This is a genomic window from Thermococcus sp. 9N3 (genome assembly GCF_012027685.1).
In the GTDB taxonomy this organism is placed as follows: Archaea; Methanobacteriota_B; Thermococci; order Thermococcales; family Thermococcaceae; genus Thermococcus; species Thermococcus nautili.
This window is the reverse complement of record NZ_SNUV01000001.1, coordinates 102,436-118,349: the sequence shown is the minus strand read 5'-3', so window position 1 is coordinate 118,349 and position 15,914 is coordinate 102,436. Positions and strand designations below refer to the sequence as shown.

The following is a 15,914-nucleotide window of genomic DNA, read 5'->3' as shown; positions in this document are numbered from 1 at the left end:
TTGGAGGGAGGCTTTTATAAAATTTAAGGGAGAATCAGAGCTTCAGGTTCGGAATCTCCTCGATGACCTTGGTCGTCAGCTTGACCGCGGCATCGACGTCGCGCTCGTCTACGACCTCGGTGTTGGAGTGTATGTATCTTGCTGGAATGCTTATGCCACCCGTCGGAACGCCGGCCTTGTTGAGGTGTATCGCTCCCGCATCGGTTCCTCCGCCGGTGAGGATGTCCCACTGGTAGGGTATCTCGTACTTCTTCGCAAGCTCCTCCATCCACCTGACAATCGTCGGGTGGCAGATGACGGAGCGGTCCATTATCTTAATGGCAACGCCCTTTCCGAGCTGGGTTATCTGCTTGTGCTCCGGAGTTCCCGGAACGTCTGCCGCTATGGTGACGTCGAGGGCGAAGCCGTAGTCCGGGTCAATGCCGAACGCCGAAACCTTCGCTCCCCTGAGTCCTACCTCTTCCTGAACGGTCGCGACGAAGTAAACGTCCGCATCGGTCTCACTCAGCTGTCTCGCCGCCTCAACGAGGGTGTAAACGGCTATCCTGTCGTCGTGGGCGATGCTGACGAGCCTGTGCTTTCCGAGCCTCTCGAGCCTGCCGTCCCAGGTGATGACGGTGCCTATCTTTACGCCCATCTCCTCGGCCTCTTCCCTGCTCTCGGCGCCTATGTCTATGAAAATCTGGTCCCAGGTCGGGGCCTTGTTCCTCTGCTCCGGCTTCTGGATGTGGGGCGGAACGCTTCCACCGACGCCGTAGATGAACTCGTTCGGGCCAATCCAGACCTTAAAGCGCTGCGCTATGAGCGTCCTCGGGTCAACACCGCCGACCGGTGCAACGCGGAGGAAGCCGTTCTTCTCGATGTGGGTCACCATGAGGCCAATCTGATCCATATGCCCAGCGAGCATGACCTTCGGACCTTTTCCTTCCTTGTGCGCTATGACGTTTCCAAGCTTGTCGACCCTAATCTCGTCGACGTAGGGCTTGAAGGCCTCGATTACAACGTCCCTGACGCCGAGAAACTCAAAGCCGGAAACACCGGGGGCTTCAACAATCTTCTTGAGCAGTTCGAAGTCCACCATCGGCACCACCGTTTAGATAGTCATCGTAATGAGCTTTTAAGGGTTTAGGTGGGTGAAATGTTTATCCACCAAATGGATTATCCAAGAACTGGATAATACGGACGGCATCAAGCTTTATATCCCACCCCTCAAAGATTGAATCCATGAAAGGAGTCCTGCTGAAGCTCAACGTGGTTCCCTGCAAGTTCGTGGAGAGGCTCAACCGCTTCGTTGCTCTGGTCGAGGTGAACGGCGAAATTAGAAGGGCCCTTCTCACCAACACCGGTCGCCTGGAGGAGTTTATGATTCCGGGACGAAAGGTCTTCTGCACGCCTAAGAGCGGGGGAAAGACAGACTTCGTTCTAATAGCCTTCGAGGATTTAGGGGGAAAGGGAGCAATAGTGGACACGAGGACTCAGGCGAAGGCCTTTGAAAGGGCGGTTGAGCTCGGTCTCGTCCCCTGGCTGAAGGACTGCTCGATAAAGCGGAAGGAAGTCCGCGTCGGCAACTCCCGCCTCGACTACCTCTTCGAGTGCCCCGGTGGAGAGCTCTACGGCGAGATGAAGAGCGCCGTTCTAAGGGGAGGTGAGAGGGGCGAATACGCGATGTATCCAGACTGCCCGACTTTACGCGGACAGAGGCACGTTAGAGAGCTAATCGAGCTTGCCAAAGCCGGAAAGGACGCGATAATCTTCTTCATCGGGGCAATGCCCGGCGTCAAGAAGTTCCGGCCCTACGAGAAGGGCGACCCGAAACTCGCGAGGCTCCTGAAGGAGGCGAAAAAGGCTGGAGTGCGAATTGAAGGCCTCTCGATTTCGCTCCTGCCCGACGGAAGGGTAATCCTCGAAAGGCCCGAGCTGAAGGTCGAGCTATGAGAACGGTTTTAAACCGGGGCGAGAATTATTGACGGTGGTGAGCATGGCGATAGTTGACGTTAGGATTCTCGTTGAAGGGGCGAGCGACGTTGAGGTCGTCAGCAAGGCCCTGCAGGGGCTCGCGTTGGGGAGCGAGTACAACATCACAATCTCCGCCATAATCCCGACGACCAACGTGGACATAGCCAAGAGTGCCGCGGCAGGAGCGGACCTTCTCATCATAGCGACCGACGCCGACCGCGTGGGAAGGGAGCTCGCGGAGAGGCTCTTCAACGAGCTCGGAGAGATGGTCGGGCACATCGAGAGGATGAAGCTTCCCCTCGGCCACGACCTTGAGCACGTCGATGTGGAGCTCGTGAGGAAGGAACTGAAGAACACCCTCGTCAGGGCAGGACTGAAGAGCCTGCAGGTCCTTCCGGAGTACATGGAGCTCAGGAAACAGCTCCTCGACGTGAAGGGCAAGTACGACCAGCTCGCGAACGAGTACGAGAGCCTTTACAAGGAGCACGAGGAGCTTCAGAAGAAGTACGAGGAACTGCACGCCGAGTACGTCAGGCTGAGGAACGAGAACGAGGGCCTGAGGGAGCTCCTCGACAAGAAGAGCAGGCCGGTTAAGATTGAAGAAGCGTGGACGAACCTCTTCCCGGCCGAGCCCGTTCCGGACGAGAGGATTTTTGCAATAGCGGTTGAGAAGCTCGGCCTTGCAGGAAAGGTCGTGGTCGGCCAGGGCTACGTCTTCGCCGAAGAGAGGGAGCTCGTGGAGGAGCTCATGAAGACAGTTTACCTGAGCCTCGCCATAAAGGAGGGCCTTGAGGAGAAAGCCGAGAGCGAGGAAACCGTTGAGCGGAAGGAGGAGAAGCCCGAACCCCAGGAGAAAGCCGGAGATGAAATCGAAATCATTGAGGCTGAGCTCAAACCGGACGAACTGCTCTAAGGGCTGAGCGATGGACGAGGTTATAGAGGAGTTCGAGACATACCTCGACCTCGAGGGCAAGAGCCCGAACACGATTAGGATGTACTCCTACTACGTCAGGCGATACCTTGAATGGGGCGGGGCTTTGAACGCGCGCTCCGCCCTCCGCTTCCTGGCGAGGCTCAGGAGGGAAGGCTATTCCAACAGGAGCTTAAACCTCGTCGTCCAGGCTTTGAGGGCTTACTTCCGCTTTGAGGGCTACGATGAGGAAGCGGAGAAGCTGAAGCCACCGAAGGTGCCGAGGAGCCTGCCAAAAGCTTTGACGCGCGAAGAGGTCAAGAGGCTCCTCTCCGTTATCCCCCCGACGCGGAAGAGGGACAGGCTGATAGTTCTCCTGCTCTACGGGGCGGGTCTTCGTGTCAGCGAGCTCTGCAATCTGAAGAAGGACGACGTGGATTTGGAGAGGGGCATAATAGTGGTTCGCGGTGGAAAGGGCGCGAAAGACAGGGTCGTGCCGATTCCTGAGTTTCTGGTGAAGGAAATCCGTTCCTACCTCGAAACGCGCTCCGATTCGAGCGAATATTTACTCGTCGAGGAGCGGAGGAAGAACAAGGACAGACTCTCGACGAAGACCGTCTGGTACCTACTGAAGAAGTACGGGAGGAGGGCGGGCGTTGAAGTCACGCCCCACAGGCTCCGCCACAGCTTCGCAACGCACATGCTCGAGCGCGGGGTTGACATAAGGGCCATTCAGGAACTTTTGGGCCACTCCAACCTCTCGACGACCCAGATTTACACGAAGGTCACCGTCGAACACCTCAGAAAAGCCCAGGAAAAGGCGAGGCTCATGGAGGGGCTGGTTGAGTAAGCCCAAGCAGGAACTTCCAGAGGGGGACGACCCTTATCTTCCGTCCCTCAAACTCCAGCACGTCTTCTTCGTTAAGAGTAACGACCGTGAGGTTCTTGCAGTTGAGCGTTTTGGACGCGCGGATAAGGGCTGAAATCTCGCGTTCCCTGGCATCTTCAAGGCTTAGGGTGACCTGAATCAGTTCAACGACTCTCCCGGATTCAGAAACCACGAAATCAACCTCCTTCTCGCCGGAACCGCCATAGTAGTGAATCTCCAGGAGAGGATTGAAGTAGTGCTTCCTCCTGAGTAGCTCAAGGAAGACCGCGTTTTCCATGTCCCTTCCGGCCTCTTTACGCGAGAAGAGGGCAAGGCCAGTGTCCACAAGGTAGACCTTCTTCGGCGCCCTGAGGGATTCCTTCTCAGAGCGGGCGAACCTGGGTAGGAAGAAAACGAAGAACGAGTCTTCCAAAGCCCTGAGGTACTCAAGAACGGTTGTCTTCGACGTCCCGAACTCCGACTTGAGGAAGCGGTGTATCGCGCTGTACGACGTGTACTTGGCGTAACTCGCCAGGAGAAGCTTGACCATGGCCTCAACGAGGGCCACGTTCCTTATCCCGTGCCTCTCAACGACATCCCTCGTTATCATCACCGAGAGATACTCTTCAAGGATTCTAACCCTGTCCTCGAACAGCGCCACTTCCGGAAAAGCGCCATAATAAAGGTACTCGTCGAGCAGTTTCCGCACTCGATTGGCGGTTCTGCCGTAGAGGTCCTTCCGCTCAAAGGATATGCCCTTAAACCTCAGGAACTCCCGGAAGGATAGGGGAAGCAGAGTGTACGCTACCCCCCGTCCCCTGAGCTGGGTGGCAACTTCCCTCGACAGCAACCGCGACGAAGAGCCGGTAACCGCCACGAGGAAACCCTCATCAAGGAGGTATCTAACGCCGATTTCCCAGTCCGGGACGTTTTGAACCTCGTCGAGCAAAAAGTGAACCTTCTTCCCGATGTTTTCGGGGTAGAGGTCGAAGTAAGCATCAACGAGTTTTGGAAAGTCACGTCCGGTTATTCCAAAGAGAAAGGGGTTTTCAAAGTTCAGGTAAACGTAGCGCTCCCGTTCTTCACCTATCAACGAGTAGAGGAGGTACGTCTTCCCCGAGCGCCTCGGGCCGACAATCGCGATTGCTTTGCCCGGAATGAACGAGAGCTTGAGTTCTCTCTCGATTACCTCGGGAAGTTCACGCTCATGGAAGAGCCTTATGTATCGCTTGACGTCCTCGGGGTTCATGGTACTATACACTGTACCAATGCTTAAAAAGGTTTGGTACGCTTTACTGTACCAAAAACGGCTTTTCTTGGTACATCATACAGTACCAATCAAAGGCATGTCTAAAGGTCCCCCTAGAGAGCCCTAGAGAGAACAAGAAAACATTAAGAAGACGTCAAAGCGCGCCCTTCTCCCTCAGAAGCGCGAGGTAGCTCGTGAAGGCTCCCGTCGAGATTGTATCGCCGAGGCCGACCGTCGAAACAGGGTTCTTAACGAGCCTCGTCGGGATTATCACGACCTTGTACTCCCTTGTGCGGAGCCTCCTTTTGGCTTCTTCAAAGCGGAGCTTGACGTACTCCCCGCGCTCGTTGTAGGGAACGCTCAGACCGACCTTGAAATCTTCGGGCGAGCGGATGTCGCCGAGCGAGGCCCTCGCTGCCGCTAAAGTCGTCGCCAGCTCAAGGCTCTTCCTGAGCTCGTCTTCGCTCAACGGGTTGTCAGCGTGGGTGATGTACATGAGGTAGTAAATCGTGTGGATTTGCAAAACTTCGAGGTTCATCTCGTCAATGAGGATTTTCCCGCCTAAGACAGTGTCCTCGATGCGGTTGTAGGTGAATATCCTGTCGGCGAGCTTGGAGTAGCCGAGGGCGCTCAGGACGTAGGCTATCTCCGACTCGTCCATGCCGACGCTGTCAACGAGCGGGAAGAGGTTGTAGATGACCTTCTTCCTGAGTTCTCTGCTCTGTATCGAGGCGAACTCGAGGTGAACCTTAACGTCCTTCTCGCGCTTGAGGAGCATTATGTCCTTCTTCGCCTCCCTAAGGTAGTAGTTCGCGTCCTTCCCGTCGGAATAGCGAAGCCTTATCCCCTGGTAGCCCGAGAGGATTGCACCATCAACTTGGAGGCCAATCTCGGGGAGGAAGGGTTTGAGAGCCTCCTCGGTGTAAATCCTTATGCTCTCGAAGCGGGCCGAAACGATGAAGCGACCAGAGTAAGGAACTGTAATCGTCTCGTCGCCCAGCCTGAAGGTCGTTCCGGCGCGGAACTCGAAAATCCTGTTCACCTTGACCGGGTCGTTCTCGCGGTAGGCCTCGTGGGGGTGCTTTAGAACGAGCTTTCCGTTCTCAACGACGGGGTAGAAGAGGTTCTTCTTTGGAACGAACATCTCGGCCTGCCTCTTCGCGAGGTGTGGGGTGTAGACGATTACCTTCCTGAAGTCGAGGTTGGCCAAGAGGTTCGCTATTATTCCCGCCTGACCTCCGATTCTCTCAACGTCGTACTTGAAGTGGGTGTCAAACCAGCTCTGGAGCTCCTCGTTGACGAGGGGAACGGCCATTGGCTTGCCCGTCTTGAGCGCATGAACGAGCCTCGCGACGAAGTCAATCGGCTCCTCAATCTGCCGGGGAAACTCTTCCATTCTCCTCCTGACGGCATCGGCGCCGAACTCGTCTATGAGCCTCTGAACGGTCTCGCCCTTGAGGTAGACTATCGCGTCAACGTTAGCGTTGTAGGCCGTGAAAATCGACAGCTTCCTTGCCTCGTCGAGGAGCTCCACCATTTGTATCACCCTCAGTGACTAACTATGGAGGAGTTGAGGGAGGACTCTTAAAAGGGTTTCGTTTTAAATTAGGAAAGCAAAAAAGAGTTAGGGAAAGCCGGGTCAGTACTCGGTGAAGAGCCTTCCGAGGCTCGGAATCCGCTCCATGACGTCCATCTCCCTTAAAGCCAGCCAGAGAGAAGCCTGGTTGCTGGTAACCACGGGCACGCCGAGGTCCTTCTCGAGGGTCTCGATGATTTCGAAGGTTCTCCAGTTGGTACAGCTTATGAAAATCGCCTCCGCCTCGTCGGTGAAGCTCGCCTTCGCGAGGCGGTAAGCGGTGTAGGGCTCGAGCTTGCCGATTGCCTGGTTGTCCTCGAGGCCGAGGCCCCTGATGTCGAGAACCGTGAACTCGTTGGCCTCAAGGAACTCCTTCTCGCGCTGGTTAATCTCGTCGGTGTAGGGCGTTACCACGAGTATTTCCCTCGCGTCAAGCATCTTTAGGGCCTCTATCACCGCGGTGCTCGTGCTTATTACCGGGACGTTTACCTCATCCTCGATTTCCATCTCAAGCTTTTTCTCGTAGTCCTTTCCGCCGATGAAGGAACCGCTCGTGCATCCGTAAAGGATTAGCTCAACGCCCGCGTCTCTGAGCAGTCTGGCGCTCTCGACTGCCAAAGTGTTCATCTTCACTAGCTCCTCTTCGGTGACGTTCCTGAGCGGAACCCTGGCAGTGTGAAGCGAAACGCCCTCCGGCAGGTAATCGTGAAGCTCCATCTCCATCGTGGTGTTCGAGGAGGGAACTATAAGACCGAGCCTTCCTCTCCATCCGTACATGCTTTCACCCTCCGGGGTTTCTCGGCGCTTCTATTAAACCTTTGGTTTCATCTAAACTTTTTTATCCCCTTTATCCAAGCAAGGACGATAGCCATGATAGAGTTCGTAATCCTCCTCGGGGTCATAGGTGGCTGGCTCGTGATGACGTCGACGCTCTTCCTCATGCTCGCCTTCGGCAAGATGTGGGGATTAGTCGGGGTACTCTTCCTCGTGGGGTTCATCGTCATGAACCAGAGCTGGAAGGTCCGCTATATGCGCGCCATAGTCGACGCCACCCCGAGGGCGAAGGAACTGGCGAGGCACATCTTTGAGATGAACGAGCTGATTCTGCTCTCATCTTACCTGATGTCCCTCGTGCTCTACACGGTCATCCAGAAGTACATAGAGATTGTTGTCAAGTTCCCGGTGGCGAGGTGATTCCATGAACGTTGTCATAGTCCGCTACGGTGAGATTGGAACGAAGTCGAGGCAGACGAGGAGATGGTTCGAGAACATACTCATGAACAACATACGCGAGGCTCTCGTGAGCGAAGGAATCGACTTCAAAAAGGTCGAGGCCAAGCACGGGAGGATTCTCGTGAGAACGAACAAAGCCAAAGAGGCCGTTGACGTCCTTACGAGGGTTTTTGGCATAGTCTCGCTCTCACCGGCGATGGAGGTCGAGGCGAACCTTGAGAAAATCAACAAAACCGCGCTAAAGCTCTTCAGGAGGAAGAAGAGGGAGCTTGGCCTCGAGAGGCCGAAGTTCCGAGTTACCGCGAGGAGAATCACCAAGGAGTTCCCGCTGAAGAGCCCCGAGGTTCAGGCCAAGGTCGGGGAATACATACTCGAGAACGAGGAGAGCGAGGTTGACCTTCACAATTACGATATCGAGGTCGGCGTCGAGCTGATGGAGGGCAAAGCGTACGTCTTCGTTGACAAGGTTAAAGCCTGGGGCGGACTGCCGATAGGCACGCAGGGCAAGGTGGTCGCTCTGCTGAGCGGGGGCATAGACTCGCCGGTCGCTGCATTCCTCATGATGAAGCGCGGTGTCGAGGTCATTCCGGTTCACATATACATGGGCGAGAAGACCCTTGAGAAGGTCAGGAAAATCTGGAACCAGCTGAAGAAGTACCACTACGGCGGAAAGGCCGAGCTTATAGTTGTCAAGCCGAAGGAGCGCGAGAGAATCATTGAGAAGCTGAAGGAACTCGGGAAGGAGAAGTACACCTGCGTGTTCTGCAAGTTCATGATGGTGAGGCACGCGGATAAGATAGCCAGGGACTTCGGCGCGAAGGGAATCGTGATGGGCGACTCCCTCGGACAGGTTGCCAGCCAGACGCTCGAAAACATGTACATCGTCAGCCAGGCGAGCGATTTACCGATTTACAGGCCGTTGATAGGCATGGACAAGGAGGAGATAGTCAGCATAGCGAAGAGAATCGGCACCTTCGAGCTGTCCACGCTCCCTGAGGACGAGATACCCTTCATCCCGAAGCACCCGGTAATAAGGGGCTCGTGGGAGGAGTTCAGGAAGCTCTACAGGGCGGTCTTTGGCGAGGAGCCGAGGAAGAGGGAGTGCTGATGAAGAAGAAAAGCATTGAGAGAGACCCTATATGGAAAGCCGTGGGAGCGCTAACTATACCGGACGAGAACGCTAGTGAGAGGGAAGATTGGTTGCTCACAGAAGAATGGGAGGACTTCAGCTCCACCAAATCGAACGTCTTCGGCATTTTAAAGGGCTGGAAAACCGATTCACAGAAGCTCAAGGACGAACTTCGGGGGGAGCGGAAATGAGTCCTACACGCTTCGCTTCCTACGTAGCCTTTTCCCTGCTCATCATCTTCATCGCGGGCCTTGCAATAGTCATCCACGCCAACCCGTGGTTCTCCTTCACGAACAACGCGCTGAGCGACATGGGCTCGCTCAAGAACCCCAACCGCTGGCTCTTCAACGGATTCCTGATGCTCTTCGCGGTTGTGGCGATGGTTCCGTCCGTTGTAGCCTTCAAGCACGGCCTCTCCTACCTGATGCCCCTCGCGCTGGTCTTCCTGTTCCTCGTTGGGGTTTTTCCGGAGGAGACCCCTTACCACACCCCCTCGGCGGTGCTGTTCTACGTTCTGGCTTTAGCTGATATAGCGCTCGTCGGGATAAAACTCGGGCGGAAAAACCCTATCAACTACGTCTGGAGCGTTCTCTCTGTTGTCGTGTTCCTCACGATGCTCTACCTGATTAGGGCGCGGATTTTTAAGGGGCTGGCGATTCCGGAGTTGATAGGGGCATCGCTAATCCTCGCGTGGTTCGTCTACATCGGCCTTCTCCTCAGGGGTTTGAAACCCTGAGTTGAAGAAAGCCTCATAAAAGCCCGCCCGAAGTTCCGGTCATGAAGGCCGTCGCACTGCTCAGCTCGGGCATTGACTCACCCGTGGCAATCTACCTGATGCTCCGGAAGGGTGTCGAGGTAGTTCCGGTTCACTTCAGGCAGGATTCCATCAAGGAGGAGAAGGTTCACGAGCTCTGGGAGGTTCTGAGTAAATACGGGGAGCTCGACAAGTTAATCACGGTGGACTTCGCGGAGGAGCACGTCCCGGTGTTTGAGAGGCTGAAGGAGCTCAAGAAGGAGCGCTGGACCTGCGTCTTCTGCAAGTGGCTGATGCTTAGAAGGGCCTGCAGGATTGGGCACGAGGTCGGGGCGAGCGCGATAATAACCGGCGACTCCCTTGGGCAGGTAGCTTCACAGACGCTCGACAACCTGCTCATAATAAGCTCTGCCAGCGACCTGCCGGTTCTGAGGCCCCTGATTGGACTCGACAAGGAGGAAATCGTCAGAATAGCCAGGGAGATAGGGACATTCGAGATTAGTTCTCGCGAGGAGCCGAGCTGTCCCTTCACGCCGAGGTACCCGATAGTCAGGGGCTCGCCGGGCGAGTTCGAGAGGATTAGGGGCCTGCTGTGATTACCCATTTTTGTTCACAACTGAACGTTTTAGGAAGGTTTTTAAGTAAAACCCCCAAACTCCTCCCGGTGACGGCCATGAACGTGTTCGAGAACAGTATCGAGCTGTTCGAGAGATACAAGCCAACGCCCCTCCTCAGGCTGAGGACGAGGGGGGATGTCTTTTGCCAAGTTAGAGTTCTTTAACCCGTTCAGCAGGAGCATAAAGGACAGAACGGCCTACAAACTGCTCTTCTCGGCCCTTGAAAACGGAAACGTTGGGAGTGTTTTTGAGGCAAGCTCCGGCAACACGGCAATAGCACTCGCTTCGCTGAGCAACGTGCTCGGTGTAAAGTTCAGGGCCTACCTGCCGAGGCCAACGCCGAAAGCCACGCGCGTTCTGCTCGGCGTTCTCGGGGCGGAGGTCGTTCTAACGGACTTCGAGACGATAGACCGGGAAATGGTGGAGTTCGTCAGGGAAGAGGCCGGGAGAAGCGGGGCCTTGAACCTGAACCAGTACGAGAACGAGAACAACTTCCTGGCCCACAGGGAGACTGGAAGGGAGATAGCCGAGCAACTGGAGAGCATCGGGAAGAGACCCGACCTCCTCATAGCGGGGGTTGGCACTTCCGGACACATCGCCGGAATTGGGAGCTACCTGAAGGAGCGCTACGGAACGAGGGTTGTGGGCGTCGTTCCTGCGAAGGACGAGAGGATTCCCGGGATAAAGGGCCTCAACACCGGGCCGAAATGGGTTAACCACGTTGACGAGGTCGTCGAGGTTACCCTTGAGGAAGCTATTGCCGGGGTCAGGGAAGTTGCAAGGCTCAACGGAATCCTCGTGGGGCTGAGCTCCGGCGCAGTTTACCGGGCGATGAAGGAGCTAAAGCCGGAAGGAACGACTGTCCTAATCTTCCCGGACGACGGCTTCAAGTACGTCGAGATTTTTGAGAGGTTCTCCTGACGGGGGAAATGCTTTAAAGGCCCCCTCCAACTTTTTCCATGCTCAAACTCAAGCCACCGAGGCTCGCCACATATCTGCTCACGATAAACGGAATACTCCACCTCGGCTACGCCTACTACTGGAGCTCTGTTACGTACCTGTTCTTCGGTCTGCTCAACCTCGTCCTGGCTTACGGCGTCGGGCGGGAGAACAGGAGGGCGATAAAGGTCGCGCTGGTCTACATAGCGATGGAGTTCTTCTTCGCTCTGTTCTACTTAATCTCAGGGAACATCTACTCGGCTGTAGACGCGGCGATAAGCTTCTTCATAATGCACGACCTTTTGAGCTACATCGAGCTCGTCTACAAGGAGGAAAAAGAGGCCGAGGAAAGAGAAGAGAGGCCAGAAAGTGATTAAGCGCACCTCTCATTGTACTCCGAGCTGACCTCGGGCTTCTTCTCCTTCGGCTCCTTGAGGATAATCCTCGCGTCGACTATGACCGCGCCCCTGCCCTTCTCGTAGACGAAGACGGGGTTGAGGTCCATCTCCTTGATGTAGTCCCTGAGCTCATCAACCAGCTGGCTGACCTTGAGGAGCAGGTCAACGATGGCGTCTATGTCTGCCGGCTCCTCTCCGCGCGCTCCGGCCAGAATCGGGTAGCTCTTGATTTCTTTAATCATCTTCCTCGCGTCGCGCTCGGTTATTGGGATAATGCGGAAGGTCACGTCCTTGAGAACCTCGACGAAGATTCCGCCGAGACCGAACATTATCGCGTGGCCGAACTGCGGGTCCTCGGTGACGCCTATGATTATCTCCCTGCCGGGCCTGAGCATTGGGGCGACCAGGACGCCGAGGATTTCGGCGTCGGGGCGGTATCTCCTCGCGTTCTCGTGTATCTCCTCCCACTTCTGCTTGAGCTCCTCGGGGCTCTTGATGTTGAGGAGGACGACCTTCGCGTCGCTCTTGTGGAGTATCTGAGGCGACATCAGTTTCAGGGCAACGGGGTAGCCTATCTCCTCCGCGTACTTCAAAGCCTCATCGAGGGTCTTGGCAAGCTTCTCCTCCGGCACTGGGAGGCCGTAAGCTTTTAAAACCTGCTTGGCCTCGAACTCAACCATGGCCGTCCTGCCCTGGGACAGGACGGACTCAATAACTTTGAGCGCCTCCTCCCTCATGGTATCACCACCGGTGAGTAAACATCATTCCTCTTTAACTTTTTTCACATATTGGGCGTACCTAACGAGACCTGCTAAAGCGCGGACGCCCCTCTCAGGGGTCGGGTAAACTGGAACGCCCTTCTCCTCCAGCATCCTCGCGTAGCGGTCGGTCTTCTTACCGCCCATAGCCACTGCCACAATCGGCTTGTCGCTCTTCTTCTGGTAGTCGGCTATGATGTCGATGACCTTCTCCTCCTCGAGGAGCGGAACCTGGAAGAGCACTATGACGAGTATCGCGTCAACGTTCGGGTCCTTGGTGAAGGCCTCCAAAGCGAGTCTGTAGCGCTCCGCGTCGGTGTCTCCAACGACGTCAGTGGGGTTGCCGACGACCGCGTGCGGTGGGAACTTCTCCTTGAGGAACTTGACGGTTTCCTCGCTGAGGTCTGCCATCTTGAGGCCGAACTTCGCCACCGCGTCGCTGGCCATGACTCCTGCTCCACCGCCGTCGGTGATGATGCCTATCCTGTCGCCCTTTGGAAGCTTGTCCTTGAGCTGGGCGAAGGCCTTGGCCAGGTCGAACATGTGCTCGAAGTCCTCAGCCCTTATAATGCCCGTCTGCTTGAAGACCGCGTCGTAAATCGTGTCAGCACCAGCCAGAGAACCGGTGTGGCTCGATGCCGCTTTGGCTCCGTACTCGGTCCTTCCGCTCTTGAGGGCGATGACAGGCTTGACCTTCGTTATCCTCTTGGCCGCCTCTATGAACTTCCTTCCGTCCTTGACGCCCTCGATGTAGAAGGTAACGACGTTTATGCTGTCATCGTGGATAAAGTAGTCCATCAAATCGGCGTCATCAACGTCGAGCTTGTTTCCGTAGCTGACCATCTTGCCGATTCCTATGCCAGCTCCTGCCGCCCAGTCAAGCATCGCGGCCGCGAAGGCACCGCTCTGACTGACGAACGCTATCGGCCCGCTCTCGGGCCTGTCCATCTTGCTCTCCGGCAGGAAGACGGTGTCAACGCCGGTATCTGGGACGTAAACGCCAACACAGTTCGGACCGATGACGCGTATGCCGTTCTCCCTGGCAATTTCAAGGATTTCGCGTTCGAGCTTCTTGCCCTCTTCACCGAGCTCTCCAAAACCACCGGTGATTATGATGACGGCCTTTATGCCCTTCTTCGCTATCTGCCTCATCGTATCGGGCACGAAGGGGGCCGGAATCGAAATAACCGCCAAATCGGTGTCATCAGGAAGCTCCTCAACGCTGTGATAAACCTTGTATCCGTCAATCTCGTCGAGCTTGGGGTTCACGGGGTAGATGTTGCCCTTGAATACCCCGCGCTCCTTGTTCATCTTGAAGTTCTCGAAGATAACGTTACCAACCTTCCCCTTCTTGTTGGTTGCACCGATGATAGCGACCGCCTTCGGGTCGAAGAAGGGTTTCATTTCCTCCACTATCTTCTCAGCCATGCTCGTCCCTCCAGAAGTTATCCGAGAGTTCCTTCGGTGGGGATGTATAAAAGGGTTGCGTTTTGTAAAAATGGACCTCAATGAACTTCAAAGCTCACCAATGTCTCTGAGAAAGGCCAGACTAACCCGGGCGTCGTCGAGACTCGAGACCTCAAGGGCACGGCTGAACTTTCTAAGCTTGGGCAGGACCTTCCGCCAGGGGACGGTTCCCCTCCCGAGGGGCAGGTGCTCGTCGCTCTTCCCGGAGTTGTCGTGGAGGTGGACGTGAACGATTCTATCGCCGAGGAGCTCCGTAAAGCGCTCGAAGGGAAAGCCGACGGTGTTGAGGTGGCCGACGTCGAGGGTGACGCCCAGTTCCGTCCCCTCTAAAAGCTCGGCCAGCCTCTCGGGCGTTTGGGCGTCGAGTATCGGGAAGCTCGGCATGTTCTCAACGCCAACCTTAACGCCGAACTCCCCGGAGAGTTTTTCAAGCTCCCGAAGGGAATCGCGGTGAACTCTGTTGTAGTCCTCCCGGTACTTCCTGCTCGCCGGCGAGCAGTGGCCAGGATGAACCGTAACCACGAGCGCGTTCAGGCGGGAGGCAACGTCAAGCGTCTCCCGCAGGACTTCGATGGAAGCCCTCCTGAGCCTCTCGTTGAGCGAGCCGATGTTGACGTCGCTGAACGGGGCGTGGACGGTAACCCCAAGCTCGAAGCTCCCGAGAACGTCGGCGTAGGTTTTCCACGTTTCCCTCGTTAGGAAGTTCGGCCACTCGCTGACCAGCTCGACGAAGTCGAAGCCGAGCCCTTCAGCTCCCTCGAGCCAGCGTTCGAACTCCTCAGGAGTTCTACCCGTGTAAGACGTCATCGAGAGCCCTATCATGCTCCCACCATCAGCTTGGCTATCGCGACGACGTAAAGGGTTCCAAATATGTCGCTGTTGTTCGCTATCAGGGGAATGGCAACGCTGTCCGGGTCTATGTTGTGCTGGAAGAGGACGTAGGAGAGCGAGTAGGCGTAGAGCATTATGAAGAGGGCCATCAGGGGATAGGTGACGGCGAGCTCAAGGGCGAACCTTGGCTCAAGACCGAGGAGGAGATAGGCTATTCCCGCGCTGAAGAGGTTGATGAGAACGCCCATTATCGGGGCCGTCAGGAGGAGCGCGAGGATTTCCTCAAAGGGCTCCCGCGAGAAGTAGCTCTCAATCTCACCGAGGTTGAGCTTGGTTGAGGTTTTCGCGGCGATTATGGAGCCGTAGTTGCCGAAGGAGCTGAGGATTGAGGGGTAAGCGAAGCCGAGGATTACGGTCGAGGCTATAAGCCCGCTGAAGCGCTCGAGGGTGAAGCCCGAGATTAGGCTGAGCATCGCGAGGGCAGTTATCGTTGTGAAGAGCTGCTTGTACTTCAGGAACTCGGCAAACCTGACGCGGGAGAGGAACCAGAGGACGAGCAGGAGGAGGATTGAGGCCCCGTTGAGTGTCCAGAACGCCTTACCGCTGGCCTCAAGGAGGAGAATGAATCCAATGAGCGTTGGAATCGTTAGCAAATCACCCATCGAGGCAACCAACGGTGCCGCGAGGCTGTCGGGGTCAACGTCCCTCTTGAAGGCCAGGATTGTGATTCCAGCCGTGAAGTAGCCGAGGATTAGCGAGACGAGTATCGTCGAGCCGATGACTATGAAGAGTATCTCAAACGCGTGGTAGCGGATTCCGCGGATTACACCTATCGCCCAGAGGAGCGTTACGGGAATCAGCGAAAGGAGCATGGCGATGACGACGTTCTCGAGGACCTTTCTGTCCCTCATCGAGGGCTCGAGCTCACCGAGGTAGAGCATCGTGGAAAAGCGCGAGGCCATCGAGCTGAAAACGTTTCCGCGGAGGCCCATCATTCCGGGGAGGATAACGAGCAGGCCCGGGTAGCTTTTCCTGATTCTGTCGAGGTATTTGCCGAGGAACGTTCCCCCGAAGAAACCTATGACTAGCGAAAGGACGAGTGAGGGAAGGGACACCCTGAAGGCGTTTCGAACCTTATCACCAAACGACATCGAGGGAAAGTCGCTGGAGGGCATTTAAACGTTTGTGCCGAAAAGTTAAATAATCGCCCGCCCAACTTAGACCGGTGA

At 56.0% G+C, this 15,914-nt stretch carries 18 protein-coding genes; 10 read left to right on the top strand and 8 right to left on the bottom strand.

The genetic code is table 11. The annotated features are described in order from the left end of the window. Nucleotides 1–34 precede the first annotated feature (34 nt). Nucleotides 35–1,081, bottom strand: a complete 1,047-nt coding sequence (locus E3E30_RS00640) for a M42 family metallopeptidase (protein WP_167728835.1) — start codon at nucleotides 1,079–1,081, stop codon at nucleotides 35–37. 143 nt (nucleotides 1,082–1,224) lie between these two features. Between E3E30_RS00640 and sfsA the strand changes: the two genes are divergently transcribed. The 3 genes from sfsA to xerA are packed head-to-tail and all read left to right on the top strand — an operon-like array spanning nucleotide 1,225 to nucleotide 3,716. Further along, entirely contained in the window at nucleotides 1,225–1,935 is a 711-nt protein-coding gene (gene sfsA / locus E3E30_RS00635; RefSeq protein ID WP_167728107.1) for a DNA/RNA nuclease SfsA, read from the top strand. A gap of 43 nt (nucleotides 1,936–1,978) precedes the next feature. Further along, nucleotides 1,979–2,869, top strand: a complete 891-nt coding sequence (locus E3E30_RS00630) for a toprim domain-containing protein (protein ID WP_042690708.1) — start codon at nucleotides 1,979–1,981, stop codon at nucleotides 2,867–2,869. A gap of 10 nt (nucleotides 2,870–2,879) precedes the next feature. Further along, on the top strand, nucleotides 2,880–3,716 hold the full coding sequence (xerA, locus tag E3E30_RS00625; RefSeq protein WP_167728106.1) for a site-specific tyrosine recombinase/integron integrase: 837 nt from the start codon (nucleotides 2,880–2,882) through the stop codon (nucleotides 3,714–3,716). Here the strand turns inward: xerA and E3E30_RS00620 are convergent. The 3 genes from E3E30_RS00620 to E3E30_RS00610 all read right to left on the bottom strand — a co-directional run bounded on the left by E3E30_RS00620 (nucleotide 3,694) and on the right by E3E30_RS00610 (nucleotide 7,336). Then, a complete protein-coding gene (locus E3E30_RS00620) occupies nucleotides 3,694–4,983 on the bottom strand; it encodes an ATP-binding protein (protein WP_167728105.1) in 1,290 nt (429 codons plus the stop codon). The genes xerA and E3E30_RS00620 overlap by 23 nt on opposite strands. A gap of 154 nt (nucleotides 4,984–5,137) precedes the next feature. Beyond that, nucleotides 5,138–6,520, bottom strand: a complete 1,383-nt coding sequence (gene pfkC, locus E3E30_RS00615; protein ID WP_167728104.1) for an ADP-specific phosphofructokinase — start codon at nucleotides 6,518–6,520, stop codon at nucleotides 5,138–5,140. A 102-nt stretch (nucleotides 6,521–6,622) separates the two neighbouring features. Further along, a complete protein-coding gene (locus E3E30_RS00610; RefSeq protein WP_042690711.1) occupies nucleotides 6,623–7,336 on the bottom strand; it encodes an aspartate/glutamate racemase family protein in 714 nt (237 codons plus the stop codon). A 93-nt stretch (nucleotides 7,337–7,429) separates the two neighbouring features. Between E3E30_RS00610 and E3E30_RS00605 the strand changes: the two genes are divergently transcribed. The 7 genes from E3E30_RS00605 to E3E30_RS00575 all read left to right on the top strand — a co-directional run bounded on the left by E3E30_RS00605 (nucleotide 7,430) and on the right by E3E30_RS00575 (nucleotide 11,608). Next, nucleotides 7,430–7,753, top strand: a complete 324-nt coding sequence (locus tag E3E30_RS00605; RefSeq protein ID WP_099211841.1) for a hypothetical protein — start codon at nucleotides 7,430–7,432, stop codon at nucleotides 7,751–7,753. Nucleotides 7,754–7,757: 4 nt separating this feature from the next. Then, a complete protein-coding gene (gene thiI / locus E3E30_RS00600) occupies nucleotides 7,758–8,900 on the top strand; it encodes a tRNA uracil 4-sulfurtransferase ThiI (protein WP_167728103.1) in 1,143 nt (380 codons plus the stop codon). Beyond that, nucleotides 8,894–9,112 (top strand): hypothetical protein, encoded by a 219-nt coding sequence (locus tag E3E30_RS00595; RefSeq protein ID WP_167728102.1) that lies wholly within the window; start codon nucleotides 8,894–8,896, stop codon nucleotides 9,110–9,112. The genes thiI and E3E30_RS00595 overlap by 7 nt, the downstream gene beginning before the upstream one ends. Next, nucleotides 9,109–9,657 carry a DUF998 domain-containing protein gene (locus E3E30_RS00590; RefSeq protein WP_167728101.1) on the top strand — a complete coding sequence of 183 codons (549 nt, stop codon included), beginning with the start codon at nucleotides 9,109–9,111 and terminating at the stop codon, nucleotides 9,655–9,657. Before E3E30_RS00595 ends, E3E30_RS00590 begins: the two co-directional genes overlap by 4 nt. A gap of 41 nt (nucleotides 9,658–9,698) precedes the next feature. Continuing rightward, nucleotides 9,699–10,271, top strand: a complete 573-nt coding sequence (locus E3E30_RS00585) for a hypothetical protein (RefSeq protein ID WP_167728100.1) — start codon at nucleotides 9,699–9,701, stop codon at nucleotides 10,269–10,271. 156 nt (nucleotides 10,272–10,427) lie between these two features. Next, nucleotides 10,428–11,213: a PLP-dependent cysteine synthase family protein gene (locus E3E30_RS00580; RefSeq protein ID WP_167728099.1), complete on the top strand. Its 786-nt coding sequence runs from the start codon at nucleotides 10,428–10,430 to the stop codon at nucleotides 11,211–11,213. 38 nt (nucleotides 11,214–11,251) lie between these two features. After that, the gene (locus tag E3E30_RS00575; protein WP_167728098.1) at nucleotides 11,252–11,608 is read left to right on the top strand and encodes a DUF2700 domain-containing protein; all 357 of its coding nucleotides are present in this window, start codon (nucleotides 11,252–11,254) and stop codon (nucleotides 11,606–11,608) included. On the opposite strand, the gene E3E30_RS00570 is transcribed toward E3E30_RS00575, so the two are convergent. The 4 genes from E3E30_RS00570 to E3E30_RS00555 form a co-directional block, all read right to left on the bottom strand. Next, nucleotides 11,605–12,366 carry an acetate--CoA ligase family protein gene (locus tag E3E30_RS00570; protein ID WP_167728097.1) on the bottom strand — a complete coding sequence of 254 codons (762 nt, stop codon included), beginning with the start codon at nucleotides 12,364–12,366 and terminating at the stop codon, nucleotides 11,605–11,607. The genes E3E30_RS00575 and E3E30_RS00570 overlap by 4 nt on opposite strands. Nucleotides 12,367–12,390: 24 nt before the next feature. Next, nucleotides 12,391–13,815, bottom strand: coding sequence for a CoA-binding protein (locus E3E30_RS00565; protein ID WP_167728096.1), 1,425 nt, complete (start codon nucleotides 13,813–13,815; stop codon nucleotides 12,391–12,393). A gap of 87 nt (nucleotides 13,816–13,902) precedes the next feature. Beyond that, nucleotides 13,903–14,676 carry a sugar phosphate isomerase/epimerase gene (locus E3E30_RS00560; RefSeq protein ID WP_167728095.1) on the bottom strand — a complete coding sequence of 258 codons (774 nt, stop codon included), beginning with the start codon at nucleotides 14,674–14,676 and terminating at the stop codon, nucleotides 13,903–13,905. After that, nucleotides 14,673–15,836: a magnesium transporter gene (locus E3E30_RS00555; protein WP_167728094.1), complete on the bottom strand. Its 1,164-nt coding sequence runs from the start codon at nucleotides 15,834–15,836 to the stop codon at nucleotides 14,673–14,675. Before E3E30_RS00555 ends, E3E30_RS00560 begins: the two co-directional genes overlap by 4 nt. Nucleotides 15,837–15,914: the final 78 nt, after the last annotated feature.